The 24,997-nt window shown below is 69.7% G+C and carries 24 protein-coding genes; 14 read left to right on the top strand and 10 right to left on the bottom strand.

The annotated features are described in order from the left end of the window. Positions 1-385: 385 nt before the first annotated feature. Positions 386-1,078: a helix-turn-helix transcriptional regulator gene (locus ACZ7CH_RS35880; RefSeq protein ID WP_470375974.1), complete on the top strand. Its 693-nt coding sequence runs from the start codon at positions 386-388 to the stop codon at positions 1,076-1,078. Positions 1,079-1,126: 48 nt separating this feature from the next. Here ACZ7CH_RS35880 and eda read toward each other — a convergent pair whose 3' ends face one another. Next, positions 1,127-1,774: a bifunctional 4-hydroxy-2-oxoglutarate aldolase/2-dehydro-3-deoxy-phosphogluconate aldolase gene (gene eda / locus ACZ7CH_RS35875; protein ID WP_470375973.1), complete on the bottom strand. Its 648-nt coding sequence runs from the start codon at positions 1,772-1,774 to the stop codon at positions 1,127-1,129. Positions 1,775-2,107: 333 nt separating this feature from the next. Further along, positions 2,108-3,964: a phosphogluconate dehydratase gene (gene edd / locus ACZ7CH_RS35870; protein ID WP_470375972.1), complete on the bottom strand. Its 1,857-nt coding sequence runs from the start codon at positions 3,962-3,964 to the stop codon at positions 2,108-2,110. A gap of 228 nt (positions 3,965-4,192) precedes the next feature. Here edd and ACZ7CH_RS35865 point away from each other — a divergent pair, with 228 nt between their 5' ends. The 4 genes from ACZ7CH_RS35865 (at position 4,193) to ACZ7CH_RS35850 (ending at position 7,956) form a co-directional block, all read left to right on the top strand. Beyond that, a complete protein-coding gene (locus ACZ7CH_RS35865) occupies positions 4,193-4,483 on the top strand; it encodes a hypothetical protein (protein WP_360398494.1) in 291 nt (96 codons plus the stop codon). A gap of 84 nt (positions 4,484-4,567) precedes the next feature. Next, positions 4,568-5,332: a hypothetical protein gene (locus ACZ7CH_RS35860; protein WP_360398492.1), complete on the top strand. Its 765-nt coding sequence runs from the start codon at positions 4,568-4,570 to the stop codon at positions 5,330-5,332. Positions 5,333-5,341: 9 nt separating this feature from the next. Then, the gene (locus ACZ7CH_RS35855; protein ID WP_458433735.1) at positions 5,342-7,210 is read left to right on the top strand and encodes a fumarate reductase/succinate dehydrogenase flavoprotein subunit; all 1,869 of its coding nucleotides are present in this window, start codon (positions 5,342-5,344) and stop codon (positions 7,208-7,210) included. Then, positions 7,207-7,956 carry a succinate dehydrogenase/fumarate reductase iron-sulfur subunit gene (locus ACZ7CH_RS35850; protein ID WP_360398488.1) on the top strand — a complete coding sequence of 250 codons (750 nt, stop codon included), beginning with the start codon at positions 7,207-7,209 and terminating at the stop codon, positions 7,954-7,956. Before ACZ7CH_RS35855 ends, ACZ7CH_RS35850 begins: the two co-directional genes overlap by 4 nt. A 91-nt stretch (positions 7,957-8,047) precedes the next feature. Here the strand turns inward: ACZ7CH_RS35850 and ACZ7CH_RS35845 are convergent, their stop codons facing one another. From ACZ7CH_RS35845 to ACZ7CH_RS35830, 4 genes are all read right to left on the bottom strand, one after another. After that, a complete protein-coding gene (locus ACZ7CH_RS35845) occupies positions 8,048-8,917 on the bottom strand; it encodes an amino acid ABC transporter permease (protein WP_360398486.1) in 870 nt (289 codons plus the stop codon). Next, positions 8,914-9,561 carry an amino acid ABC transporter permease gene (locus ACZ7CH_RS35840; RefSeq protein WP_360398484.1) on the bottom strand — a complete coding sequence of 216 codons (648 nt, stop codon included), beginning with the start codon at positions 9,559-9,561 and terminating at the stop codon, positions 8,914-8,916. The genes ACZ7CH_RS35845 and ACZ7CH_RS35840 overlap by 4 nt, the downstream gene beginning before the upstream one ends. 78 nt (positions 9,562-9,639) lie before the next feature. Further along, complete coding sequence (locus ACZ7CH_RS35835) at positions 9,640-10,539, bottom strand: glutamate ABC transporter substrate-binding protein (protein ID WP_360398482.1); 900 nt, start codon at positions 10,537-10,539, stop codon at positions 9,640-9,642. A 40-nt stretch (positions 10,540-10,579) separates the two neighbouring features. Then, complete coding sequence (locus ACZ7CH_RS35830) at positions 10,580-11,308, bottom strand: amino acid ABC transporter ATP-binding protein (RefSeq protein ID WP_360398608.1); 729 nt, start codon at positions 11,306-11,308, stop codon at positions 10,580-10,582. A 159-nt stretch (positions 11,309-11,467) separates the two neighbouring features. On the opposite strand from ACZ7CH_RS35830, the gene ACZ7CH_RS35825 reads away from it, so the two are divergent. Together ACZ7CH_RS35825 and ACZ7CH_RS35820 are read left to right on the top strand one after the other, a co-directional pair. Beyond that, positions 11,468-12,145: a response regulator transcription factor gene (locus tag ACZ7CH_RS35825; protein ID WP_065913426.1), complete on the top strand. Its 678-nt coding sequence runs from the start codon at positions 11,468-11,470 to the stop codon at positions 12,143-12,145. 72 nt (positions 12,146-12,217) lie between these two features. Beyond that, positions 12,218-13,603 (top strand): sensor histidine kinase, encoded by a 1,386-nt coding sequence (locus ACZ7CH_RS35820; protein WP_360398480.1) that lies wholly within the window; start codon positions 12,218-12,220, stop codon positions 13,601-13,603. An 84-nt stretch (positions 13,604-13,687) separates the two neighbouring features. Here ACZ7CH_RS35820 and ACZ7CH_RS35815 read toward each other — a convergent pair whose 3' ends face one another. Beyond that, positions 13,688-14,605, bottom strand: a complete 918-nt coding sequence (locus tag ACZ7CH_RS35815) for a TAXI family TRAP transporter solute-binding subunit (RefSeq protein WP_360398478.1) — start codon at positions 14,603-14,605, stop codon at positions 13,688-13,690. A gap of 169 nt (positions 14,606-14,774) precedes the next feature. Here ACZ7CH_RS35815 and miaB point away from each other — a divergent pair, with 169 nt between their 5' ends. Continuing rightward, positions 14,775-16,259 (top strand): tRNA (N6-isopentenyl adenosine(37)-C2)-methylthiotransferase MiaB, encoded by a 1,485-nt coding sequence (gene miaB / locus ACZ7CH_RS35810; RefSeq protein ID WP_470375971.1) that lies wholly within the window; start codon positions 14,775-14,777, stop codon positions 16,257-16,259. Next, positions 16,256-16,723 (top strand): Rv2732c family membrane protein, encoded by a 468-nt coding sequence (locus ACZ7CH_RS35805; protein ID WP_360398476.1) that lies wholly within the window; start codon positions 16,256-16,258, stop codon positions 16,721-16,723. The genes miaB and ACZ7CH_RS35805 overlap by 4 nt, the downstream gene beginning before the upstream one ends. 154 nt (positions 16,724-16,877) lie before the next feature. Here the strand turns inward: ACZ7CH_RS35805 and ACZ7CH_RS35800 are convergent, their stop codons facing one another. Continuing rightward, complete coding sequence (locus ACZ7CH_RS35800; protein WP_360398474.1) at positions 16,878-18,230, bottom strand: DUF349 domain-containing protein; 1,353 nt, start codon at positions 18,228-18,230, stop codon at positions 16,878-16,880. A gap of 170 nt (positions 18,231-18,400) precedes the next feature. Between ACZ7CH_RS35800 and ACZ7CH_RS35795 the strand changes: the two genes are divergently transcribed. Genes ACZ7CH_RS35795 through dapF form a run of 3 tightly spaced genes read left to right on the top strand, consistent with a single transcriptional unit; the run spans position 18,401 to position 20,789 of the window. Next, positions 18,401-19,081 (top strand): class III extradiol dioxygenase subunit B-like domain-containing protein, encoded by a 681-nt coding sequence (locus ACZ7CH_RS35795; protein ID WP_470375970.1) that lies wholly within the window; start codon positions 18,401-18,403, stop codon positions 19,079-19,081. Beyond that, positions 19,078-19,986, top strand: a complete 909-nt coding sequence (gene miaA, locus ACZ7CH_RS35790; protein ID WP_470372221.1) for a tRNA (adenosine(37)-N6)-dimethylallyltransferase MiaA — start codon at positions 19,078-19,080, stop codon at positions 19,984-19,986. Before ACZ7CH_RS35795 ends, miaA begins: the two co-directional genes overlap by 4 nt. After that, a complete protein-coding gene (gene dapF, locus ACZ7CH_RS35785) occupies positions 19,974-20,789 on the top strand; it encodes a diaminopimelate epimerase (protein WP_458433728.1) in 816 nt (271 codons plus the stop codon). Before miaA ends, dapF begins: the two co-directional genes overlap by 13 nt. A 27-nt stretch (positions 20,790-20,816) precedes the next feature. On the opposite strand, the gene ACZ7CH_RS35780 is transcribed toward dapF, so the two are convergent. Both ACZ7CH_RS35780 and ACZ7CH_RS35775 read right to left on the bottom strand, forming a co-directional pair. After that, complete coding sequence (locus ACZ7CH_RS35780) at positions 20,817-21,698, bottom strand: SMP-30/gluconolactonase/LRE family protein (protein ID WP_360398466.1); 882 nt, start codon at positions 21,696-21,698, stop codon at positions 20,817-20,819. Then, positions 21,691-22,923 carry an MFS transporter gene (locus ACZ7CH_RS35775; protein WP_470375969.1) on the bottom strand — a complete coding sequence of 411 codons (1,233 nt, stop codon included), beginning with the start codon at positions 22,921-22,923 and terminating at the stop codon, positions 21,691-21,693. Before ACZ7CH_RS35775 ends, ACZ7CH_RS35780 begins: the two co-directional genes overlap by 8 nt. A 54-nt stretch (positions 22,924-22,977) precedes the next feature. Here ACZ7CH_RS35775 and ACZ7CH_RS35770 point away from each other — a divergent pair, with 54 nt between their 5' ends. Beyond that, positions 22,978-23,478 carry an ArsR/SmtB family transcription factor gene (locus tag ACZ7CH_RS35770; protein ID WP_360398462.1) on the top strand — a complete coding sequence of 167 codons (501 nt, stop codon included), beginning with the start codon at positions 22,978-22,980 and terminating at the stop codon, positions 23,476-23,478. A gap of 25 nt (positions 23,479-23,503) precedes the next feature. Continuing rightward, positions 23,504-24,964: a GTPase HflX gene (gene hflX, locus ACZ7CH_RS35765; protein WP_360398460.1), complete on the top strand. Its 1,461-nt coding sequence runs from the start codon at positions 23,504-23,506 to the stop codon at positions 24,962-24,964. Positions 24,965-24,997 lie beyond the last annotated feature (33 nt).

Genomic DNA, 24,997 nt, shown 5'->3' with positions numbered 1-24,997 from the left:
TATCCAAGGGATTTTCGTGTTCACGGGGTAGTATCGGTACGATTCCGCTCGGCCACCGAGTCGCTAGGCCAGCCGCCCCCAGCGAACACGTCGCCGATATTCGGGGAGGACGCAGCCTTCATGGTTGACCAGGGCAAGGTCGCACAAGCCCATCAAGATGAAGAATTGCTCACACTGCTCTACGGGCAGTTCCAGCGGATGCTGTACTCACAGGTCCTGTGCCTGACCGACTACGACCGCCAGTGGACAGAGGACGTCGTTCAGAAGACCTTGATCAGGGCCTGGCAGAACTCGGCGCACCTCGTCCGGTACGTTTCGCAAACAGCCGAGCGGTGCTCATCACTCAATTGGCGCACGACATCGGGTCACCGCGGACGGGGAACTGTTGCAGCACATCAACGTCCTCTACGCGCGGGGCCGGCTCAAGCTCGCGTCGTGCCACGCGGAGGGTGCGCTGGAGGACCTGCTGGAAGCCGGTCGCCGCCTGGCCGCGCGGGAGATGCCGAACCCGGCGCTGATGGCGTGGCGGCACCACGCCGTGCGCGCGCATCTGGTGGTGGGCAACCGGGACGAGGCCGCGCGGCTCGCGCACGAGGAGCTCGACCTGGCCAAGCGGTGGGGGTCGCCGCGGGTGGTCGGCACGGCGTTGATGAGCGTCGGCATCAGCACCGACGACGCCGACGTCCTCGCCGAGGCCGAACAGGTGCTCGCCAGGACACCGCACCGGCTGCTGCACGCGCAGTCGCTGTACTGGCTGGGACACCACCTGCGCCGCAAGGGCCGCACCGACGCCGCGGCCCCGCACCTGCGCCGCGCGTTCGACCTGGCCCGCCAGCTCAGCGCGCACCCGCTGGCCAAGCTCGCGGGTGACGAGGCGCGCGGCGAGGGCGACCAGGTGCAGGGCCTGACCAGGCAGGAGAACCGGGTCGCGCGGATGGCGGCGCAGGGGCAGACGAACCGGCAGATCGCCGAGACCCTGCACCTCACCCGCCGCACGGTCGAGCTGCACCTGTCGAGCGCCTACCGCAAGCTCGGCATCACGGGACGGGCCGAGCTCGTCGCCGCTCTGTGGTCCTGAACCGATGAGCACGGCGCCTTTCGACGCCGTGCTCGTGGCGGCGTCGGGCTAGCCGAGCTGGCTCGCCTCACGGGCGAGGGTCTCGATGCGGTCCCAGTCGCCCGCCTGCAGGGCGTCCTTGGGTGCGAGCCAGGAGCCGCCGACGCAGCCCACGTTGGGCAGCTTCAGGTAGTTCGGCGCCGTCTGCGGGGTGATGCCGCCGGTGGGGCAGAACCGGACGTGCGGGATCGGGCCGCCGATCGACCTCAGGTAGTCGACGCCGCCCGCGGCCTCGGCCGGGAAGAACTTGAGCGCGTCGAGCCCGCGTTCCACCAGCCGCATCACCTCGGACACGGTCGCGGCACCGGGCAGGTACGGCAGCCCGGTCGCGTCGGCGGCGTCGAGGACCTGGTCGGTCGTGCCGGGCGTGACGAGGAACGCCGCCCCCGCCTTCGCCGCCTGCTCGGCGTGCTCGGGCGCGGTGACGGTGCCCGCGCCGATCACGATCTCCGGCACCTCGCGGGCGACGTTCTCGATCGCGGCGAGCGCGGCCGGCGTGCGCAGCGTGAGCTCGATGACGCGGACGCCCCCGCGCAGCAGTGCCTGCGCGAGCGGCACGGCGTGGTCGGCGTCGTCGACCACGACGACGGGGATGACGGGCGACAACGCGAGCAGGTCCGCCCCGGTGGTCGCCCTCGAAATGTCACCGCTGGTCACTGGTGCTCTCCTTGATCGAAAACCGATATATCGCGTGCTGCGTGCTGTGCCGCCCACCCTGCTGCAGCGGTCTCGCGGATGCAAAGCCGAACTCGCTGTCGTGCCGAGTTCACCGACCCCGGATGCAAAAAACGTTTGCGGACGTCCGCAAAAGACTGGTTGCAAAGCTTGTTGAGCTGGGCGGCCGGTGAGCGGGCGGAGCTAGTGAGCGGGTAGCTCGACGCCGCCGTCCCGAGCTTCGACGCGCCTTAGCAATGACTCGTTTGCGGTCGACCGCAAACGAGTCATTGCTAAGGCGCAGGTCAGCGAGCAGGGGAGGCGGCAATATATGGGCTAGTGGTGGGTGACCGGGGCGAAGTGGTCGGCGGTGATCGGGCCGAACACGGTTGCCCCGCGGTCGGCCGGACCGACGCTCCGGCGCAGTGCCGCGAAGAGCTCGCGGCCCGTGCCGACCCATTCGCGACCGGTCGGCGGGAAGTCGACGAGCGGGCGTTCGGCGAGCTCGTCGGCGGAGACCTGGACCTCGAGGGTTCCTGCGGTGGCGTCGAGGCGGACGACGTCACCGTCGCGCACCCGGCCGAGCGGGCCACCGATGGCGGCCTCCGGGGTGAGCTGGATGGCGGCCGGGATCTTGCCCGAAGCACCGGACATGCGGCCGTCGGTCACCAGGGCGACCCGGTAGCCGCGGTCCATCAGCACGCCCAGCGGCGGGGTCAGCTTGTGCAGCTCGGGCATGCCGTTGGCCTGCGGGCCCTGCTGGCGGACGACGACGACCACGTCCCGGTCGAGCTCGCCGGCCTTGAACGCCTCTTGGAACGCCTCCTGCGTGGTGAACACGCGGGCGGGAGCCTCGACGACGTGGTTCTCCTCCGCCACCGCCGACACCTTGATGACGGAACGGCCGAGGTTGCCCGACAGCATCCGCAGGCCACCGTCGGCGGCGAACGGGGCCGAGGCGGGGCGCAGGACGTTCTCGTCGAGGCTGTGACCGGGGCCGTCGAGCCACACCAGCTCGCCGTCCACCAGCGCCGGCTCCTGGCGGTAGCGGTCCAGGCCGAAGCCCGCCACGGTGTTCACGTCACCGTGCAGCAGGCCCGCGTCGAGCAGCGTGCCCACCACGAACTGCACGCCGCCCGCGGCCTGGAAGTGGTTGATGTCGGCGCTGCCGTTCGGGTAGACCCGCGCGATCAGCGGCACGACCGACGACAGGTCGGAGAAGTCGTCCCAGCTCAGCTCGATGCCCGCCGCCGCGGCCACCGCCACGAGGTGCATCGTGTGGTTCGTCGAGCCGCCGGTCGCCAGCAGCGCCACCACGCCGTTGACGACGGCCTTCTCGTCGACGATGTGCGCGATCGGCGTGTACGACTCGCCCTTGGCCATCTCGACGGCACGGTGGCCCGCGTGCTCGGTCAGCGCGCGGCGCAACGGCGTGCCCGGCGGCACGAACGACGCGCCCGGCAGGTGCAGGCCCATGACCTCGACGACCATCTGGTTCGAGTTCGCGGTGCCGTAGAACGTGCAGGTGCCGGGGGAGTGGTACGACGCGGCCTCGGCGTCGAGCAGCTCCTCGCGGGTCGCCTTGCCCTCCGCGTACAGCTGCCGGACGCGGGCCTTCTCCTTGTTCGACAGACCCGACTCCATCGGTCCTGCGGGCACCAGGATCGACGGCAGGTGGCCGAACGACAGGGCGCCGATCAGCAGGCCCGGCACGATCTTGTCGCACACGCCGAGCAGCACGGCGGCGTCGAACATCTCGTGCGACAGCGCGACACCGGTGGACATGGCGATGACGTCGCGGCTGAACAGCGACAGCTCCATGCCCTCACGGCCCTGCGTGATGCCGTCGCACATCGCGGGCACACCGCCCGCGAACTGGGACACCCCGCCGGCGGCGCGGACCGAGTCCTTGATCCAGGACGGGTACTCCTGGAACGGCTGGTGGGCCGACAGCATGTCGTTGTAGGAGGACACGATCGCGATGTTCGACTTGCGCAGCGCGCGCAGCGCGGCCTTGTCGCCACCGGTGATCCCGGCGAAGCCGTGCGCGAGGTTGCTGCACGCGAAGCCGGACCGGGACGTGCCGTCCTGCGCGGCCGCGGTCACTCGTTCGAGGTAGACGCGGCGGGAGTCCGCGCTGCGGGCGGCAATCCTGCGTGTCACCTCGGTCAGTACGGGATGCACAGCGCTCATGGGGATCTCCGGGTCATCACGGGCCGTGGTGGGGCCCTTACGAGACGACAACGGTGGCGTCCCACAGACGGGCGTGACGCCACACACAGTAAGTCATGGCTGGTCGCCGACACAAAAACGATTCAGTAAGTGGGAGGCGGCCAGTGTCGAATGTTGGCGTGTGGTGCTTGTCACATGGCTTGAGATTGGGCAGAGTGCGGGGCACGACCTTGGAACGGAGGTGTCCCCATGACGTCCACGGAGATCGTCGAACTGCGCCGGGTCATCGGTCAGATGCGGCACTGCGTCAGCTCGCTGCGAGCCAGGTACGGCGATGTGGCGGCCGTGCAGCGGCTCGCCAACGACGTTGAACGCATGGACATCGACGCCACCGAGCTCGTCGACCTGAGCACCCCGAGGCAGCGTGAAGCGCCTCTGGTGGAACGCGAGGTCGTGGTCGTGCCAGACACGCCCTACGACGAGTCGTTGTGGAAGGACGCGGACGACGAAGGACTCGGTGGCTACCGGCACCGGACCTGATCCGAGCTGATCACACGGCCCCCGCCTGACGCGGGGGCCGCTGTCGTTCCTCCACAACGGCGTGGACCCCCAGAAAGGTGAGCAATGGCGAGGGCAGAGATCGCCGCCAGGACTCTGCGCACGGACCGATGGTGGTTGCCGCCGCTGACGACATTCGTCGGGCTGCTGCTCATCTCGATCTACGCGGCGTTCCGCACGTTCCAGGGGGACTACTACTGGGTCGACCAGTACCACTACCTCACACCGATGTACTCCCCGTGCCTCACCGAGGAGTGCATCCCGGCAGCCTCGCACTTCGGCCAGTGGTTCCCCGCACTGCCCGGCTTCCTGACCCCGCCGCTGCTGATCATCCCGTTCCTGCTGGGCTTCCGGATCACCTGCTACTACTACCGCAAGGCCTACTACCGCGCGGCCTGGGCGTCACCGCCCGCCTGCGCCGTGGCCGAGCCGCACTCGAAGTACACCGGCGAGACCCGGTTCCCGCTGATCGCGCAGAACCTGCACCGCTACTTCTTCTACGCGGCCTCGCTCCTGCTGCTGATCAACATCTACGACGCGGTGCTCGCGTTCGGCACCGGCCTGGGCCTCGGCAACATCATCCTGCTCGTCAACGTCAGCCTGCTCGCCGCGTACACGCTGTCGTGCCACTCGTGCCGCCACATCGCCGGCGGCCGGCTCAAGCACTTCTCCAAGCACCCGGTCCGGTACTGGATGTGGACGCAGATCTCGAAGCTCAACAACCGGCACATGCAGCTCGCGTGGGCCTCGCTGATCTTCGTCTGCCTCACCGACCTCTACGTCGCGCTGGTCGCCTCGGGAACGATCTCCGACCTCCGCTTCATCAACTAAGGAGTGGTTTTGCCCGAGCTGGAAAGGCATTCGTTCGACGTCCTCGTGATCGGCGCGGGTGGTGCCGGTCTGCGTGCCGCGATCGAGGCCCGTGAGCACGGCATGCGCACCGCTGTCCTCTGCAAGTCGTTGTTCGGCAAGGCCCACACGGTCATGGCCGAGGGTGGTATCGCGGCCGCCATGGGCAACGCGAACGAGAACGACAACTGGCAGGTGCACTTCCGCGACACCATGCGCGGCGGCAAGTTCCTCAACAACTGGCGCATGGCCGAGCTGCACGCGCAGGAGGCGCCGCAACGGGTCTGGGAGCTGGAGACCTACGGCGCGCTGTTCGACCGCACCAAGGACGGCCGCATCTCGCAGCGCAACTTCGGCGGCCACGAGTACCCGCGCCTCGCGCACGTCGGTGACCGCACCGGCCTGGAGCTGATCCGCACGCTGCAGCAGAAGATCGTGTCGTTGCAGCAGGACGACTTCAAGGAGTCCGGCGACTACGAGGAACGCCTGCGGGTCTTCCAGGAGTTCACCGTCACCGACCTCGTGAAGGACGGCGACCGGATCGCCGGCGTGTTCGGCTACTGGCGCGAGTCCGGCCGGTTCGTGCTGTTCGAGGCACCGGCGGTGATCCTCGCGACCGGCGGCATCGGCAAGTCGTTCAAGGTCACCTCGAACTCCTGGGAGTACACCGGCGACGGCCACGCGCTGGCCCTGCGCGCGGGCGCCTCGCTGATCAACATGGAGTTCATCCAGTTCCACCCCACCGGGATGGTCTGGCCGCCGTCGGTCAAGGGCATCCTCGTCACCGAGTCCGTTCGCGGTGACGGCGGCGTGCTGCGCAACTCCGACGGCAAGCGGTTCATGTTCGACTACATCCCCGACGTCTTCAAGGACAAGTACGCCGACAACGAGGAGGAAGCCGACCGCTGGTACACCGACCAGGCGAACAACCGGCGCCCACCGGAGCTGCTGCCGCGCGACGAGGTCGCCCGTGCGATCAACTCCGAGGTCAAGGCCGGGCGCGGGTCGCCCCACGGCGGTGTGTTCCTGGACGTGTCGACCCGGTTGCCCGCCGAGGAGATCCGCCGCCGGCTGCCGTCGATGCACCACCAGTTCAAGGAACTGGCCGACGTCGACATCACCGCGCAACCCATGGAGGTCGGCCCGACCTGCCACTACGTGATGGGCGGCGTCGAGGTCGACCCGGACACCGGGTCGTCCGCCGTGCCGGGGCTCTTCGCCGCCGGTGAGGTCTCCGGCGGCATGCACGGCTCGAACCGCCTGGGCGGCAACTCGTTGTCGGACCTGCTGGTCTTCGGACGGCGGGCAGGTGCGGGTGCCTCCGAGTACGTGCGCTCGATGGGCGAACGGCCTGCCGTCGCCGAGGAGGCGGTCACCGAAGCGCGTGCGACCGCGTTGAAGCCCTTCCAGCAGGAGGGCGGGGAGAACCCGTACACGCTGCACATGGAGCTGCAGCAGTCGATGAACGACCTCGTCGGCATCATCCGGCGCGCGGGCGAGATGGAAGAAGCCCTGCAACGGCTGGAGAAGCTCAAGGAACGGGCCCGCTCGCTCAGCGTCGAGGGCCACCAGCAGTTCAACCCGGGCTGGCACCTCGCGCTCGACCTGAGGAACATGTTGCTGGTGTCGGAGTGCGTCGCGAAGGCCGCGCTGCTGCGGACCGAGTCCCGCGGCGGGCACACCCGCGACGACCACCCGTCGATGGACGCGCAGTGGCGGCGCAAGCTGCTGGTGTGCACCGCGTCCGGCGACGGGGCGGAGGTCGCGGAGAAACCGCAGATCCCGATCCGGTCCGACCTGCTCGACCTGTTCGACCGCACCGAGCTGGAGAAGTACCTCACCGCCGAGGAGCTGTCATGAGCTACCAGGGGAAGTTCCGGGTGTGGCGTGGCGACGACACCGGCGGCGGGCTGGAGGACTTCACCGTCGAGGTCAACGAGGGCGAGGTCGTCCTCGACATCATCCACCGCCTGCAGGCCACCCAGGCACCGGACCTCGCGGTGCGGTGGAACTGCAAGGCCGGCAAGTGCGGGTCGTGCTCCGCGGAGATCAACGGCAGACCGCGGCTGCTGTGCATGACGCGCATGTCGGTGTTCTCCGAGACCGAGACGATCACGGTCACGCCGATGCGGACGTTCCCGATCATCCGCGACCTCGTGACCGACGTGTCCTTCAACTACACCAAGGCCCGCGAGGTCCCGTCGTTCCAGCCGCCGAAGGACCTCGCACCGGGCGAGTACCGGATGCAGCAGGTGGACGTCGAGCGCTCGCAGGAGTTCCGCAAGTGCATCGAGTGCTTCCTGTGCCAGAACACCTGCCACGTGGTGCGTGACCACGAGGAGAACAAGGAGGCGTTCTCAGGGCCGAGGTTCCTGATGCGCGTGGCCGAGCTGGAGATGCACCCGCTCGACACCGCGGACCGCGTGGACCAGGCGCAGGACGAGCACGGCCTCGGGTACTGCAACATCACCAAGTGCTGCAGCGAGGTGTGCCCCGAGCACATCCACATCACCGACAACGCGCTCATCCCGATGAAGGAACGCGTCGCCGACCGCAAGTACGACCCGGTCGTGTGGCTCGGCAACAAGCTGTTCCGGCGGTCCTAGCGACGAGCCGCGGCCTGACCAGCCCCGGCTCGCGGAGACGCGAACGGGGCGCGTCCGAAGTGGACACGCCCCGTTCCGGTCAGCCCCAGCGTCAAGCCTGGTGGTCGTTCCCGATGACCACCAGCTCCGCCTTGTCGTTCTCCAGCGCGATGACCTTCTTGTTGCGGCGGTTGCGCTTCTCCAGGTAGTTCGCGAACCACGTCAGCAACAGGCACAGTCCGATGTAGGTGGCCGCGACCACGATCATCGTCGGGATCAGCGGACGGCCGAACTGCAGCTGACCACCGATCTGGCGGCCCCAGTACAGCAGCTCCTCGAACGTGATGAGGAAGCCGAGCGCGGTGTCCTTCAGCAGCACGACGAGCTGGCTGATGATGGTCGGCATCATCGCCCGCAACGCCTGCGGCAGCAGCACGAACACCATCACCTGCGTCTTGCGCATGCCCAGCGCGTACGCGGCCTCCGCCTGCCCCTTGGGCAGCGAGTTGATGCCCGCGCGGAACACCTCGGCGAGCACCGAGCCGTTGTACAGCATGAGGCTCAGCACCACGGACGTGAAAGCGGTGAGCTTCACGCCCGTCGCCGGCAGGCCGTAGTAGAAGAAGAACATCATGATGACGAGCGGGATCGCCCGGAACAGCTCGACGACCACGGCGGCGGGAGCGCTGACCCACCGGTGGTCCGACAGCCGGGCCGCGGCGAAGACCGCACCGAACACGAGCGCGAGCGCCGCGCCGACCGCGAACGCGCTGAGCGTGCGGCCGAGTGCCTCGACCAGCGAGATCTGGATCTGCTTGTACTCGATCCAGCTCCACTTGCGGCCCTCGAACTGGCCGGTGTCGATGAAGCGCCAGATCACGTAGCCGAGGAACGCGACGATCGCGGCGATGCCGACGACCGCGAGCAGCCGGTGCCGGACCCTGGCCCGCGGGCCGGGGACGTCGAAGAGGACGGTGGTCATCGGGCCACGCTCCAGCGCTTTTCGAGAACCCGCTGCAGGAACGTCAGCGGCAGGACCAGCAGGACGAAGATGCCGGCGACCCACAGCATGCCGACCAGCGTGCTCTCACCGGCCTCCGACAGCGCGTCGCGGATGGCACCCGCCTCCCGGACCGAGAAGCCCGCCGCGACGGTGGTGTTCTTCAGCAGGGCGATGAACGTGCTCACCATCGGCGGGACGACCGACCGCATGGCCTGCGGCAGCACGATGCTGCCGAGCATCTGGGTGAACGTGAGCCCCAGCGCCCTGGACGCCTCAGCCTGGCCGACCGGCACCGTGTTGATGCCCGACCGAACCACCTCGCAGACGAACGCCGAGGTGTAGATCGACAGCGCCACGACAGCGGCGGTGAAGAACTCGAACTTGATGATCTCCAGGTACGGGTACGCGAACACGAAGAACACGAACACCAGGGTCAGCGGGGTGTTGCGCACCACCGTGACGTACAGCGTGCCGACCCCGCGGAACACCGGGACGGGGCTGACGCGCAGCATGGCCAGGAAGACACCGGCCAGCAGTGAGATCACCGCGGAGAACGCGAACAGCCGCAGCGTTTCCCCGAAGTGAGCCACGAAGAGGTCGAGATTGCGGGTGAGGACGCCCATCGATTTCCTTGCCGTCGTCCGTCGTCAATGGAACGGCCGGTGAACCCGCCGTGCGAGTCCACCGGCCACAGAGGAACGTCAGTACTTCTCGAGGGTCGGGTGCTTGCCCTCAGAGCCCGACTTGCCCAGCGTGTTCTTGTAGATGTCGTCCCACTTGCCGTCGGACAGCGACTTCTCGAGGATCTCGTTGACCTTGTCGCGCAGCGCCTTGTCGTCCTTCGGCAGGCCGATGCCGTACTTCTCCGTGGAGAACGTCTTGCCGACGACCTTCAGCTTGTCCGGCTCGGCGGCCGCGTAGCCCTTGAGGATCGCGTCGTCGGTGCTGACCGCGTCGATCTCACCGTCGAGCAGCTTCGTGACGCACAGCGAGTAGCTCTGCAGCTCGACCACGTTGGTGTCGGGCTGGACCAGCTTGTCCTCGCGCAGCTTCTTGGCCGGCGTCGCGCCCGTGACCGAGCAGACCTTCTTGTCCTTGATGGTGTCCGGACCGGTGATGGCGGAGTTGTCCTTCTTCACCAGCAGGTCCTGGCCCGCGATGTAGTACGGGCCGGCGAAGGACACCTTCTCCTTGCGGGCGGCGGTGATCGAGTACGTGCCGACGTAGTAGTCGATGTCCCCGTTGATGATCGCCTGCTCGCGGGCGGCCGACTGGATCGTCTTGAACTCGACCTTCGACGCGGGGTCGAAGCCCAGCTGCGCTGCGATCAGCTTCGCCATGTCGATGTCGAAGCCGGTGTACTTGTTGGTCGTCGGGTCCTTGAAGCCCAGACCCGGCTGGTCCTCCTTGACGCCGACCACCAGCGAACCACGCGACTTGATCTTGTCGAACGTCGGCGAGCCCTCGACCTTGACGTCCTTGGCCACCTCGAAGACGCCGGCGGGTGCCGCCGCCGTGTCGGTGCCGGTGCCTTCCTTGCCACACGCGGTCAGGGCGAGGCCACCCGCCAGCAGTACCGCCGTAAGGGCGCGAACCCTCATCGTCCTTCTCCTGCCATTCGTTCGAAAAGTGAGCTGACTACTAGTGAGTCAGGATCTTGCCAAGGAAGTCCTTCGCGCGGTTGGACTTCGGGGCCGAGAAGAACTCTTCCGGGGTGGAATCCTCGACGACTTCACCGTCGGACATGAAGATCACCCGGTCTGCGGCCTTGCGGGCGAAGCCCATCTCGTGGGTGACCACGAGCATCGTCATGCCGTCCTTCGCGAGGCCGGTCATGACGTCGAGCACCTCCTGGACCATCTCGGGGTCCAAAGCGGAGGTCGGCTCGTCGAACAGCATCACCTTCGGCTTCATCGCGAGCGCACGGGCGATCGCCGCGCGCTGCTGCTGACCACCGGAGAGCTGAGCCGGGAACTTGTCGGCCTGGTTCGCGATGCCGACGCGCTCGAGCAGTTCCATCGCGGTCCTGCGGGCCTCCGCGGCCGGGGTCTTGCGCACCTTGACCGGCGCGAGCATCACGTTCTCGACGATGGTCTTGTGCGCGAAGAGGTTGAAGGACTGGAACACCATGCCCACGTCGGCACGCAGGCGAGCCAGTTCCTTGCCCTCCGCGGGAAGCGGCTGGCCGTCCACCTCGATGACACCGGAGTCGATCGGTTCGAGGCGGTTGATGGTCCTGCACAGGGTCGACTTGCCGGAACCCGACGGCCCGAGCACGACCACGACCTGCCCCTTCGGCACCTCCAGCTGCACGTTCTTGAGCACGTGCAGCGGGCCGAAGAACTTGTCCACACCCGCCACACGGATCATCGGCGGGGTAGAGGCGGCAGTCATCCAGTCCTCCATGAGGGGTCGTCGGCGTTGGCGGAAACCTAGGTGTCCGCCACCACAGCAGTCCAGGGCATTGAGCAAGACTTAGGGTCTCAACTCTGTCACAGGCAGACATCGGTTGCCCGGGAGGTAGCGAAAGTGCGCGTGCTGCTGGTCGAAGACGACGACCGGGTCGCGGAGGCGCTGGTACCGGCCCTGACCAGACGGGGTTTCCACGTGGACCGGCAGGCCACCGGCCGCGGCACCCTCGACCGTCTCGCGGGCGTCGACGTGGTGCTGCTCGACCTGGGCCTGCCCGACATGGACGGCGTGACGCTGTGCCGTGCCATCAGAGCGGCCTCGGACGTGGCGATCATCGTGGTGTCCGCCCGCGGGGAGATCGACGACCGCATCCTCGGCCTGCACGCGGGGGCCGACGACTACCTGGTCAAGCCCTACGACGTGGGGGAGCTGGTCGCGCGGGTGCACGCGGTGCGGCGCCGCCGCGGTGCCGACCCGGTCGCGCCCGGCTCGTCGTCGACGGAGGTGTTCGAGACCGGCGACGTCCGCGTCGACCTGGGCCGCCACGAGGTCACCGTGGCGGGTGAATCCGTGGCTCTTTCGCGCAAGGAGTTCCAGGTGCTCGCGCTCGTCATGGCGGCCGGCGGGGCGGTGTGCACGCGGGAGCGGATCCTCGCCGAGGTGTGGGGACGGACGTGGTCGGGTGCGAACAGGACACTGGACGTGCACGTCGCGACGTTGCGCACCAAGCTGGGCCGGCCCGCGCTGCTCGAGACCGTGCGCGGGGTCGGGTACCGGCTGGGTCAGGTGTCGTGAGCGCGTGAGTTGGTGTGATCTGGGTCGCCGCGCCTTTCGCGGGTGCGTCCCGTCGCGGTTGGGTGACCCACCGTGAGGTCTCGACTGCTGGGCGTGGTGCTCGCCCTGATCGTGCTGGTGCTCGTCGGTCTCGGCGTGCCGCTGGGCCGTGGCGTGGCGACCGCGGAGCAGCAGGAGATGTTCCTCGACCGGCTGACCGACACCAGCCGGTTCGCCTCGCTCGCGCAGGGACCGCTGATCGACGACCGGCCGCACCTGATGCTGCCCGAGCTCCAGCGCTACGACGACATCTACGGCATCGGCGTCGCGGTCGTCGCCCGTGACGCGCCGACGGTGCCGTTGGTGGCCTCGCGCAACGACCTCGCGCTGGGCGACCCGGCGGTGCAGGAGCTGATCGGCAAGGCGCTGGCGGGCCGGTTGCCGGTGGCGCCGCCGTTCTTCATGCCGTGGAGCGACACCCAGGTGGTGCTCGCCGAGCCGGTGCTGGTCGACGGCGAGGTGCGCGGGGCGGTGATCACGTTCTCGCCGACGTCGAAGACCCGCTTCGAGATCCTGGCCTGGTGGGCGTTGCTGCTCGCGGCGAGCCTGCTGGTGCTGGCGCTCGCGGTGCTGCTGGCGCTGCCCGTGGTCCGCTGGACGCTGCGCCCGGTGCAGGCCCTCGACGACGCCACCGGCAAGCTCCTCGCCGCCGTCGTGGCCGGCCGCCCGGTGCCGCCGGTGGGGGCCGAGAGCGGTCCGCCGGAGCTGCGCCAGCTCAGCCGGTCGTTCGACCAGATGGCCGCGAACGTCAGCGATGTGCTCGCCGCGCAACGCGCCTTCGTCGCCGACGCCTCGCACCAGCTGCGCAACCCGTTGACCGCGCTGAAGCTGCGACTGTCCAACCTGGAGGGACACGTCGACGCCGAGGCCGAGGTGCACCAGGTCGAGGCGCTGAGCGAGACCGACCGGCTCAACCGCATCCTCGACGAGCTGCTCGCCATGGCCCGCACCGAGTCGAGCTCGGTGGACCCGGTGCCGGTCGACGTCGACAGGTCCGTGGCCGCCCGGCTGTCCGCGTGGCAGGCCGCCGCGGCCGCGAAGGAGGTGCACCTCGTGCTCGACGGCCAGCCCGTCGGCATGGCCCTCGCCCCGCCGCGCGGCGTCGAGACGGTGCTCGACGCGCTGCTCGACAACGCCCTCAAGTTCACCCCGGAGGGCACGCTCGTCATCGTCGACGTCCGCAAGGAAGGCGACGTCGTCCGCCTGTCGGTGGCCGACCACGGCCCCGGGTTGCAGCCCGACGAACTGGACCGGGCGACCGACCGGTTCTGGCGCAGCCCCGCCCACCAGAACGTTCCCGGCTCCGGTCTGGGGCTGTCGATCGTCCGGCTGGTGGTCGAACGCGTGAACGGCACCGTCCGCCTGGAGTCGCCAGAGGACGGCGGCTTGAAGGTCGTGATCGAGCTACCGGCCATCTGATATCCGATATACGGGCAGCTGATATCCGATATCCAATATTTAGAACATCGGATATTGGATATCGCGGAGCTGCGTTGCTGCTGCTCAGACCTTGAAGTCGCGGTAGTACCGGACCGCACCGGGGTGCAGCTGCACCGGCGACGTCTCGATCGCCGACCGCTGCTCTATCGTGCGCGCCGCCGAATGCGCCTTCACCAGGTCCGGCTGCGCCTCGAACAACTGCCGGACCAGCGCCTCGGCCACGTCGTCGGGCATGGATTCGGTGACGAGCAGGAAGTTGCGCACCACGAGCGTGATGACCGGGCCGGACGGCAGGTTGTAGATGGACGCGGGCAGCGTCGCCGAGCCGTAGGCGGGGTACTGCTCGCGGAACGACGACAGCACGTCCTTCAGGTCGAGCATCCGCACCTGGAGGTCCCTGGTGAGCCGCGTGATGCTCCCGGTCGGCAGGCCGCCGGACCAGAAGAACGCGTCGAGCCTGCCCTCCCGCATCGCGTCCGCCGAGGCGTCCAGGCCGAGGTTCAGCTGCTGCTGCGGCTTCACGTTCGTCGCCTTCAGCAGGCTGTTCGCGATGATCTCGACACCCGACTCCCTGGCGCCGATCGACACCCGCAGCCCGGCCAGGTCGGCGAACCGCGTCACCGGCAGGTCGGCCCGCACGATCACCTGCAGGTAGTCGTCGTGCATCCGGGCCAGCGCCCGCAGCTTCGACCCGCCCGGCACGTCCTCGATGGCGTCTGCCTGCGAGAACCCGACCTGCGCCTGGTTGTTGACCAGGCGCAGCACGTTGTCCTTCGACCCGTTCGTCACCACGACCTGCGGCCGCGCGATGCCCAGCCGCCCGCTCCAGGCGTCGGCCAGGCCGTTGCCCAGGGAGTAGTAGACGCCGCCCTGCGGGCCGGTCGCCATCGTGATCTTGACGTCCTCGAGCGTGCTGCTGCAGCCCGTCAGGACCGTTGCGGCGGCCAGCAGGCTCACGGCGGCATGCACTCGTCCCAGCACCAGCGCATCGTGCCACGCGGACGTTCGCCGCCTGCACCCGACGAAAGGTTGGTAGCCGTCTCACCAGCTCACCGGTGGTCAACGGGTAACCCCTGGTCAGGGCGGACGTGGGCGCCCGCGCGCCCGGTCCGCCGGAGAGGGGCTGCTGACCAGGCGTTATCGTGTCGGTGTGAGCACGGTGCAGGTTCAGAAGACCTTCCAGATCCGCACGTTCGGGTGTCAGATGAACGTGCACGACTCCGAGCGGCTCGCCGGTCTGCTGGAGGACGCCGGGTACGAGCGGGCCGCTGAGGACCAGCAGGCCGACGTCGTCGTCTTCAACACCTGCGCGGTGCGCGAGAACGCCGACAACAAGCTCTACGGCACCCTCGGGCACCTGGCCCCGCAGAAGGCGGCCAAGCCCGGCATGCAGATCGCCGTCGGCGGCTGCCTGGCGCAGAAGGACCGCAGCGAGATCGTGCGGCGCGCCCCGTGGGTGGACGTCGTGTTCGGCACGCACAACATCGGCTCGCTGCCGGTGCTGCTCGAACGCGCCCGCCACAACTCGGAGGCGCAGGTCGAGATCCTCGACGCGCTGGAGACGTTCCCGTCGGCGCTGCCGGCCGCCCGCGACTCCGCCTACTCGGGCTGGGTGTCGATCTCGGTGGGCTGCAACAACACCTGCACGTTCTGCATCGTGCCGTCGTTGCGCGGCAAGGAGAAGGACCGCAGTCCCGGCGACGTGCTCGCCGAGGTGCAGACGCTGGTCGACGAAGGCGTGCTGGAGGTGACGCTGCTGGGGCAGAACGTCAACTCCTACGGCGTCGAGTTCGGCGACCGGTTCGCGTTCGGCAAGCTGCTGCGCGCCTGCGGCGAGATCGACGGCCTCGAACGGGTGCGCTTCACCTCGCCGCACCCCAAGGACTTCACCGACGACGTCATCGCCGCCATGGCCGAGACGCCGAACGTGTGCCACCAGCTGCACATGCCGCTGCAGTCCGGTTCGGACCGGGTGCTGAAGGCGATGCGCCGCTCGTACCGCACCGAGAAGTACCTCGGCATCATCGAGAAGGTCCGCGCAGCCATGCCGGACGCCGCGATCACCACGGACATCATCGTGGGCTTCCCCGGCGAGACCGAGGAGGACTTCCAGGGCACCCTCGACGTGGTGCGCCGGGCCAGGTTCTCCTCCGCGTTCACGTTCCAGTACTCGAAGCGCCCCGGCACCCCGGCCGCCGACCTGCCCGACCAGCTGCCGAAGGCCGTCGTGCAGGAACGCTTCGACCGCCTCGTCGCCATGCAGAACGAGATGACCCACTCGCTCAACACCGAGCAGCTCGGCCGCACCGTCGAGGTCCTGGTCGCCACCGGTGAGGGCAAGCGCGACGCCGAGACCCACCGCATGAGCGGCCGCGCCCGCGACGGCCGGCTCGTGCACTTCACGCCCGGCACCACCGCACCGCGCCCCGGTGACGTCGTCGAGACCGTCGTCACCTACGCCGCCCCGCACTACCTGGTCGCCGACGGCGAACCGCTGTCGTGGCGCCGCACCAGGGCGGGTGACCGGTCGGAGGCGGGCCTCAAGCCCAAGACCCAGGGCGTCGGCCTGGGCCTGCCGTCGTTCGGCAAGCCGGCCCCGCTGCCCGTCGCCGTGTCGGGATGTGCTGCCCAGTGAGCGACGAGGAGTACCTGCGCAGGGAGATCGACGAGGTGGAACGCACCGCCGCCCGCCGCATCGACCCCGGCACCGGAGCGCTGACGATCTCCATCGCGGTGCTCGCCCTGCTCGTCTCGCTGATCCTGCCGTGGGTCGGCGAGCACACCGGCCTGCAGGTCGTGCTGGGCGAGTCCGAGACGTTCCTGCCGCGCCTGTTCGCGTTCCTCGCCCTCGGCGTCGGCGTGGTCGGCTCCGGCCTCACGCTCGCCGTGCGCCGCTGGACGCTCGCGTGGGTGTGCTCGCTGGGCCTGTTCGCGGCGTCGGTCACCGGTGTGCTGTCGATCTGGACCCAGCAGACCACCACCAGCAACAAGACGATCGGCCCCGGTCCGGGCCTCGGCCTGACCATCGCCGTCGTCGCCGTGCTGGTGCTGCTGGTGAAGTGGCTGCGGATGGCCGCGTCCCGCCCGCCGCAGCTCTGAGCGGGTGCACGGTCCCGGCTTCCTCTTGCCTTGAAGGTGAACGCGGAGGCGGGAGAGTGCCTCGACGACGCGAGCCAACGCTGGCGAATTGCCCGCTGAACGCACCGAGGGGCCCCTCCCACGTGGGAGGGGCCCCTCGGTGCGTCAAACCTGACTAGCGGGTCGCCAGCGCCTGCTCAGCCGCGGCCAGCCACTCACGCCACTGCGCGGCCTGCGCCTCTGCCTGCTCGGTGCGGCGCTTGTCGCCCGCGGCACGGGCCTTGGCGGCCTGCGCCTCGAACTGCTCCACGCGCTCGCGGAACTGCGCCACGCGGGCCTCGGCCTCGGGGTCGGAGCGACGCCACTGGGCGTCGACCGCGCCGCGCACCCTCTCCTCGATCGAGCGCAGCTTGCCCTCGAGCTCGCGGATCCGCTCGCGCGGCACCTTGCCGATGGCGTCCCAGCGCTCCTGGATCTTGTACAGGTGTGCCCTGGCCGCCTCGAGGTCGCCCGACGGGTCGATCGTCTCGGCCTCGGCGAGCAGCTCCTCCTTCAGCTTCGCGTTGGCCGTGAACTCGGCGTCCCGCTCGCTGAAGGCCTCGGAGCGCTTCTGGAAGAACGCGTCCTGCGCGGCGCGGAAGCGCTGCCACAGCGCGTCGTCGGCCTCCTTGGGCGCACGCCCGGCGGCCTTCCACTCGACCATGAGCTCCTTGTAGCGACCGGCCGTGGCACCCCAGTCGTCGGAGTCGACGAGCTTCTCCGCCTCCTCGACGAGGGACTGCTTGGAGGACTTCGCCACCGAACGCTGCCGGTCGAGGTCCGCGAAGTGCGAGCCGCGACGGCGGTTGAACGCGTCACGGGCCTTCGAGAACCGGCGCCACAGCTGCTCGTCGGTCTTGCGGTCGACGCCGCGGATGGTCTTCCACTCGTCGAGGATCTGGCGCAGCCGGTCGCCGGCGACCTTCCACTGGGTCGACTCGTTCGCGATCGACTCGGCCTCGTCGACCAGCGCCTGCTTGCGCGCGACGGACTGGGCGCGGGCGGCCTCCTTGGCCTCCTTCGCCTTCTCCATGCCCGCCTCGGCCCGCTCCAGCACGTGCTCGACGCGGGCGGCCAGCGCCTTCAGGTCGCCGACCACCGCGGCTTCGGCGAGCTGCTCCTTGACGTGCTTCGCGCTGGTCAGGGCGTGCTTCGGGTCGCCGGCACCGGACGCGAGCCGCGTCACCAGCAGCTCGACCTCGGTGCGCAGGTCGTCGAACCGGCGCGCGAAGTGCGCGAGGCCCTCGACCGGCTCGCCCGCCTGCCACGACCCGACGGCGCGCTCGCCGTCCTCGGTCTTCACGTAAACGGTGCCGTCGGCGTCCACGCGCCCCCAGCGGTCAGGGTGGTCCGACGCCACGGGGACGGCCGGAGGCGTTGCCGCCGCGGTCTCCTTCGGCGTTTCCTCGACTCCACCCTCGACCTCGGTGACGGTCTCGACCTCGGTCGCGACCGCGACGGTCTCCGGTGTGCTGTCCTGCTCCGACATCGCCGGTTCCTCCCATCTGACGCCCGTGCCAGCCACGAGCGCCCCGCCAGCGGCGGGGCCGATGCAATACGGGCGCTGGAGGGTCTCCCGTCCCCAGTTCCCCGCGCGCATTCAAACAGGTCAGGGCTCGACTCGGTACTGGGAGTCCACGATAGGTAGCCTGGTTCGTCGTGATCACCCGTGCCGCGGTGGTGCCGCACCCGCCGCTTCTGGTGCCAGAACTGGTCGCCGGAGCCGCCGCAGAAACCGCCCCCGTGCGAGCCGCAACCGTTGCCGCGGCAGGGAAGTTGCCTGGTCCGTGGATCGCTGTCGCGGTCGACGCCGGTGGCCGGGCGACGTACCGGCCGCCGCTGTCGGGAACTTTTCTCGGCTACGGGGTCGACGTGCCGGTGACCCTCGGGGGTGATGCTCCCGCCGACCCCCGGCTGCCGCTGCCGGTGCTGGTCACCGCGTGGCTGAGGGAACGCTGCGCGGTCGAGGTGTCACGCGTCGAGCTCGTCCCGCCCGGCTGGTCCGCGGCCGACTGCGTCTCGTTCGGACGGCAGCTCGCGGACGAGGAGTGCGGTCTGCTCGTCCTCGGCGACGGCTCCACCCGTCACGGCCCGCGCTCACCCGGTTCGGACGACGAGCGTTCGGGACCGTTCGACGAGCACGTCCACCGCCTGCTGGCCGCCGCGGACACCGCCGGCCTGCTCGCACTCGCCCCCGGCCTCGCCCGCGAGCTGGGCGCGCAGGGCCGCGCGGCGTGGCAGGTCCTCGCCGGCGTGCCCGGTCCGTGGCGCTGCGCGAGCGCCGAGTTCTTCGCACCGTTCGGCGTGGGCTACCACGTCGCAGTCTGGGAGCGCCCGTGATCAGTCCGATCGCCGTCGTCGGCCCCACCGCGACCGGCAAGTCCGACCTGGCCGTCGCCCTCGCCGAGCGGTTCGGGGGAGAGGTCGTCAACGCCGACGCCCTGCAGCTCTACCGCGGCATGGACATCGGCACGGCCAAGATGCCCCTCGCCGACCGCCGCGGCGTCCCGCACCACCTGCTCGACGTGCTCGACGTGACCGAGACCGCCTCCGTCGCCGCCTACCAGCGCGAGACCCGCGCCGTGGTCGAACGCCTCCTGGCCGCCGGACGCCCGCCGGTCCTCGTCGGCGGCTCGGGGCTGTACGTGCAGGCCGTGCTCGACGACCTGAAGTTCCCCGGCACCGACGACGCCGTGCGCGAGCGGTTCGAGGCCGAGCTCGCCTCGGCCGGCCCCGAGGTGCTGCACCGGCGCCTGCGGGAGCTGGACCCGGTCGCCGCGATCGCGATCCTGCCGTCGAACGGCCGCCGCATCGTGCGCGCGCTGGAGGTCATCGAGCTCACCGGCCAGCCGTTCTCGGCGAACCTGCCCAAGCCCGGTCCCGCCCGCTACGGCACCGTCCAGATCGGCATTGACCGCGAGGTGTCCGAACTGGACGCGCGCGTGGACCGGCGGGTGGACCTGATGTTCGAGGCGGGCCTGGAGGACGAGGTCCGCGCGCTGGTGAAGCTCGGCCTGCGCGACGGCAGGACCGCCTCGCGGGCGCTGGGCTACCAGCAGGTGCTGTCCGCGATGGACGGAGCCTGCACGATCGACTTCGCCGCCGAGGAGACCAAGCGCGCCACCCGCCGGTTCGTGCGCAGGCAGCGGTCCTGGTTCCGGCGCGACCAGCGCATCACCTGGTTGGACGGTGCGCGCCCCGACCTGGTGGCGGCCGCCGGTAACCTGGTGCCGTGGAGTTCCTGAAGGGGCACGGCACGGAGAACGACTTCGTCGTCCTGCCCGACCTCGACGACCGGCTGGACCTGACGGTGGCGCGCGTGCAGGCGCTGTGCGACCGGCAGCGCGGCCTCGGCGCGGACGGCGTGCTGCGCGTCGTGCGGACCGACGGCCAGTGGTTCATGGACTACCGCAACGCCGACGGCTCCATTGCCGAGATGTGCGGCAACGGCCTGCGCGTCTTCGCCCGCTACCTGGTCGACGCAGGCCACCAGCCGCAGGGCACGTTCGTCGTCGCCACGCGGGCGGGGGACCGGACCGTGACCACGCACCCGGACGGCTCGGTCACCAACGACATGGGCCCGGCGCGCGTCACCGGCACCTCCATCGCCGCGGTCGACGGCCACGGCATCGGCGGCTTCGCGGTCGACGTCGGCAACCCGCACCTCGCCTGCGTCACCGACGTCCCGGTCGACGGCTTCGACCTCACCGTCCCGCCCGGCCACGACCCGGTGATGTTCCCGCACGGCGTCAACGTCGAGCTGGTCAACGTCCTCGACGCCGGCTCCGGCGGCACCACCCGCGGTGCGCTGAAGATGCGCGTCCACGAACGCGGCGTCGGCGAGACCCGCTCCTGCGGCACCGGCACCGTCGCGGCCGTCGCGTCGTGGCTCGCCGGTCAGGGCAGGACGACCGGCTCGGCCACCGTCGACGTCCTCGGCGGCCAGGTCACCGTCACGATCGAGCCGACGACGTCGACACTCACCGGTCCCGCGGTGTTCGTGGCACGCGGTGAGCTCGACAAGTCGTGGTGGGACGCCCTCGCCTAGGGCGATATCCGATATATCAGTTCCGGTTCACCTCAGGTCGCAGACCTCGACCCGGCCGAGCCGTTCCGCCCTGACCACGTTCGGGTGCGAGTCGGGTGCGGTGAGGCAGACGAGCTTGTCGCCGACGACGGCGACGGCGAAGCAGTTCTGCGTCGTCTCCACCCGGTGCGTGACCGTGCCGCCCTCGGTCACCCGGAACACCGCCGGTTGCACCGACGGCGCCACCCACACGCCGTCCCCGTCGCCGGCGATGCCGTCGGGCGCGATGCCGAGCTCCGCCACCTCCGCCCACGTCCCGCGGTTGTGCAACGATCCGTTGCGGTCGACCGCAAACGAAGTGAGCTTGAACGCAACGGTCTCCGCGACGACGAGGATGTTGCCGCTCTCCGACTCACCGGTCGGGTCGGGCAGCAGCGCCATGCCGTTCGGGAACTTGAGGTCCTCGGCGGCGGCGGAGACCGACCCGTCGGGCCGCACCAGCGCGAGCGCCGCGCCCTGCGGGACGAAGTCCGGTTCGAGCAACCGCGGCAGGCCGACCTCGTCGATCAGCCCGTGCAGGTCGAAGCCGAAGTTGCCCACGTAGGCGCGGCCCTCGTCGTCGACGAGCATGTCGTTGGCGTGGTAGCTCGCGATATCCGATATATCGGCGTGCAGGACGAGGTCGTCGCCTTCCAACCGCCGCACGGTGCGGTCGAGCATCGACACGACGAGCAGCCGGCCGTCGGGCAGCCAGCCGAGCCCGGACGGCTGGCCGTCGAAGGCGACGACGACCTCGTCCGCACCGGACGCGAGGTCGAGCGCGTGCACCTCGCCCGCGTAGAAGTCCGAGTAGTACAGGCGACCGTCGGGGCCGCGCCGCGGTCCCTCGCCGAAGTGCAGACCGTCCCGCAGCACCGTCGTGTCAGCCATGGGCGTCGACGCTAGTAGCGGCCGGCAGGTCCCGCATAGACCGCAGCGGCGACACCAGCAGCCACACCATCCCGAGCACCGCGCCGACCAAGGAGACCCACAGCGTCGGCACCACGCCGATCCACGACCCGAGCGCACCACCGGTGAGCGCGCCCAGCGGCGTCGCACCCCACACCACCCAGCGGATCGAGGCGTTCATCCGGCCCAGCAGGTGGTCGGGGCAGATCGCCTGCCGGTAGCTCACCTGGCCCACGTTGTAGACGACGACGCCGAACACCGAGATCGCGAGCCCCACCATCGGCAGCACGAGCCCCCAGCCGCCGGAGACGAACGGCAGCGCCAGGGTGAACGGCCAGGTCAGCACCGGCACGAGCCAGATCATCCTGGCCTGCCCGAACACCGTGCCCAGCCGGAACGCCACCGCCACGCCGCCGACGCCGCCCGCGCTCAGCACCAGCCCCGCGGTGCCCTCGCTGAGCCCAGCGACGTTCAGCAGGAAGAGGACCAGCACGGCGTTCTGGACGCCGTGGAAGAAGTTCGACGTGCCGGTGCAGGCCACGATCGCGCGCAGGTTCACGTTGCCGAAGACGAACCGCAACCCCTCCATGACCTCGCGGCGCAGGTTCGGTGTGGCGTGCCGGTGCGGCACCGGCTCCACCGCGGAGATCCGGAACAGGAAGAACGCCGAGCTCAGGTAGCCCACACCGGTCGCGAGCACGCCGTTGGCGGCGCCGAGGAACTGCGCGACGTACCCGCCGATCGCGGGCCCCGAGACCTCCGCGACCGACATGCTGGCCTGCAGCTTCGAGTTGCCCTCGACGAGCTGGTCGCGCCCCACCAGCGACGGCAGGTACGACTGGTAGGCCACGTCGAAGAACACCGTGCACACGCCCACCGCCAGGCTCACGACGACCAGCTGCGGCAGGTCGAGCACGCCCAGCCACCACGCCACCGGCACGCTGAGCATGAGCACGGCGCGGGCGATGTCCATCGCGATCATCAACGGCTTGCGGCGCACCCGGTCGACCCACACGCCCGCGGGCAGCCCGATCAGCAGGAACGCCATCGTGCCCGCCGCCGCCAGCAGGCCCATCTCGAACGGAGTCGCGTTCAGCACCCCCGCCGCGAGCAGCGGGATCACCGTCAGGCCGATCGTCGACCCGAACTGGCTGATCGTGTCGCCGGCCCACAGCCTGCGGAAGTCCCGATGCCCCCAAAGCGTCATGGCGGCGAGTCTGCGCCCAGTGATTGGAAACTGTCAATCACTTAGACTGCGCCTGTGCCCCTCTACAAGGACCGGCGTCCCGCGACGAGCGAGGAGGCCGCCGCGCTCAGCTCCGACCTGCGGCTGCGGATGATCCGCATGACGTTCGAGCGCCCCCTCACCAACAAGGAGCTGGCGCAGCGCCTCGGCAAGGACCCGGCCACGACGCTGCACCACGTGCGCAAGCTCGTCGCCGCCGGGTTCATGGAGGCGATGCCCCCGCGCGCGGGCAACCGGGGCGCGAAGGAGATCCCCTACCGGTCGACCGGATTGTCACGGGAGCTCGACAACAGCGAAAACATGGTGGCCGTCGGCGAGGCGATGTTGCACGCTTTCCTCGGCGAGGTCGCCGACATCGGGCTCAGTGACGTGGATCAGAGCCGTCTGGTCGTCACCGTCGACCCCGAGGAACTAAAGCAGCGGCTCGCAGCGTTGATGGATGAGCTGGCCGCGCAACCGGTCAGACCGGACGTTCCCCGTGTGGCGATCTACCTCGCGGTGTATCCGGGGGACTGACGGTCCATGGGACGATGAAGGGCAAATGACGGAAAACATCCAGAGCACAGAGTTCGACCCGGAGTTCGACTCGACGTGGGAAGAGGAGAACCTCTCCACGGGCGACTTCGAACGCGCCGAACGCGCCGCGCTGCGCCGTGTCGCGGGGTTGTCCACCGAACTCGAGGACATCACCGAGGTCGAGTACCGGCAGCTCCGCCTGGAGCGGGTCGTGCTCGTCGGGGTGTGGACCGAGGGCACGGCCGCCGACTCCGACGCCTCGATGGCCGAGCTCGCGCGCCTCGCCGAGACCGCGGGTTCCGAGGTCCTCGAAGGCGTCGTGCAACGGCGTGACAAACCGGACGCGGCGACGTACATCGGCTCCGGCAAGGTCTCCGAGCTGCGCGACGTGGTGCAGGCGACCGGCGCGGACACGGTGATCTGCGACGGTGAGCTCTCGCCCGGCCAGCTGCGGCAGCTGGAGGAGAAGCTCAAGGTCAAGGTCATCGACCGCACCGCGCTCATCCTGGACATCTTCGCGCAGCACGCGCAGTCCAAGGAGGGCAAGGCGCAGGTCGAGCTGGCCCAGCTGCAGTACCTGATGCCGCGGCTGCGCGGCTGGGGTGAGTCGCTGTCCCGGCAGGCCGGTGGTCGTGCCGGCGGCGGCAACGGCGGCGTGGGTCTGCGCGGTCCCGGTGAGACCAAGATCGAGACCGACCGCCGCCGGATCCGCGCGCGCATCTCGAAGCTGCGCCGCGAGATCGCCGCGATCGGCGTCATCCGCGAGACCAAGCGGGGCCGCCGCACCGCGAACGAGATCCCGAGCGTCGCCATCGCCGGGTACACGAACGCGGGCAAGTCGTCGCTGCTCAACGCGCTGACGGGCGCCGGTGTCCTGGTGGAGGACGCGCTGTTCGCCACCCTCGACCCGACGACGCGCCGCGCGCTGACGCCCGAGGGCCTGCCGTACACGCTGACCGACACGGTCGGCTTCGTCCGGCACCTGCCGCACCAGCTGGTCGAGGCGTTCCGCTCCACGCTGGAGGAGGTCGGCCAGGCCGACCTGCTCGTGCACGTGGTCGACGGCTCCGACGCCATGCCGGAGAGCCAGGTCAAGGCGGTGCGCGAGGTGCTCGCCGAGATCAACGAGCGCAACGACGTGCCCATGCCGCGCGAGCTGCTGGTCGTCAACAAGATCGACGCGGTGGGCGACCTGGGCCTGGCCCGGCTGCGGCACCTGTTCCCGGACGCGTCGTTCGTGTCGGCGCACTCGGGCGTGGGCATCGAGGAGCTGAAGGTCCGCGTCGCCGAGCTGATGCCGCGGCCCGAGGTCGTGGTCGAGGCGCACGTGCCGTACGCGCGCGGCGAGGTCGTCGCCCGCGTGCACCGCGACGGCGAGGTGCTGTCCGAGAAGCACACCGAGTCGGGCACGTTGCTCAGCGCTCGCGTGCGCCCGGACCTCGCGGGTGTGCTTGAGGAGTTCGCGACGAACGGGTCACCTGCTTGATCCTCCCGCCTCCACCGGTGGACGTGTGCCCGG

Source organism: Lentzea sp. NPDC037011, from assembly GCF_055607425.1.
The sequence above is the reverse complement of the archived record's forward strand: the minus strand, read 5'-3'. Positions and strand labels throughout refer to the sequence as shown.

What these genes read in the sequence shown, in the direction of transcription:
- edd (WP_470375972.1), bottom strand. Translation starts at nt 3,964, where the DNA reads ATGAGCGCTGTGCATCCCGTACTGACCGAGGTGACACGCAGGATTGCC.
- ACZ7CH_RS35865 (WP_360398494.1), top strand. Translation starts at nt 4,193, where the DNA reads ATGACGTCCACGGAGATCGTCGAACTGCGCCGGGTCATCGGTCAGATG.
- ACZ7CH_RS35860 (WP_360398492.1), top strand. Translation starts at nt 4,568, where the DNA reads ATGGCGAGGGCAGAGATCGCCGCCAGGACTCTGCGCACGGACCGATGG.
- ACZ7CH_RS35850 (WP_360398488.1), top strand. Translation starts at nt 7,207, where the DNA reads ATGAGCTACCAGGGGAAGTTCCGGGTGTGGCGTGGCGACGACACCGGC.
- ACZ7CH_RS35845 (WP_360398486.1), bottom strand. Translation starts at nt 8,917, where the DNA reads ATGACCACCGTCCTCTTCGACGTCCCCGGCCCGCGGGCCAGGGTCCGG.
- ACZ7CH_RS35840 (WP_360398484.1), bottom strand. Translation starts at nt 9,561, where the DNA reads ATGGGCGTCCTCACCCGCAATCTCGACCTCTTCGTGGCTCACTTCGGG.
- ACZ7CH_RS35835 (WP_360398482.1), bottom strand. Translation starts at nt 10,539, where the DNA reads ATGAGGGTTCGCGCCCTTACGGCGGTACTGCTGGCGGGTGGCCTCGCC.
- ACZ7CH_RS35830 (WP_360398608.1), bottom strand. Translation starts at nt 11,308, where the DNA reads ATGATCCGTGTGGCGGGTGTGGACAAGTTCTTCGGCCCGCTGCACGTG.
- ACZ7CH_RS35800 (WP_360398474.1), bottom strand. Translation starts at nt 18,230, where the DNA reads ATGTCGGAGCAGGACAGCACACCGGAGACCGTCGCGGTCGCGACCGAG.
- ACZ7CH_RS35780 (WP_360398466.1), bottom strand. Translation starts at nt 21,698, where the DNA reads ATGGCTGACACGACGGTGCTGCGGGACGGTCTGCACTTCGGCGAGGGA.
- ACZ7CH_RS35775 (WP_470375969.1), bottom strand. Translation starts at nt 22,923, where the DNA reads ATGACGCTTTGGGGGCATCGGGACTTCCGCAGGCTGTGGGCCGGCGAC.
- hflX (WP_360398460.1), top strand. Translation starts at nt 23,504, where the DNA reads ATGACGGAAAACATCCAGAGCACAGAGTTCGACCCGGAGTTCGACTCG.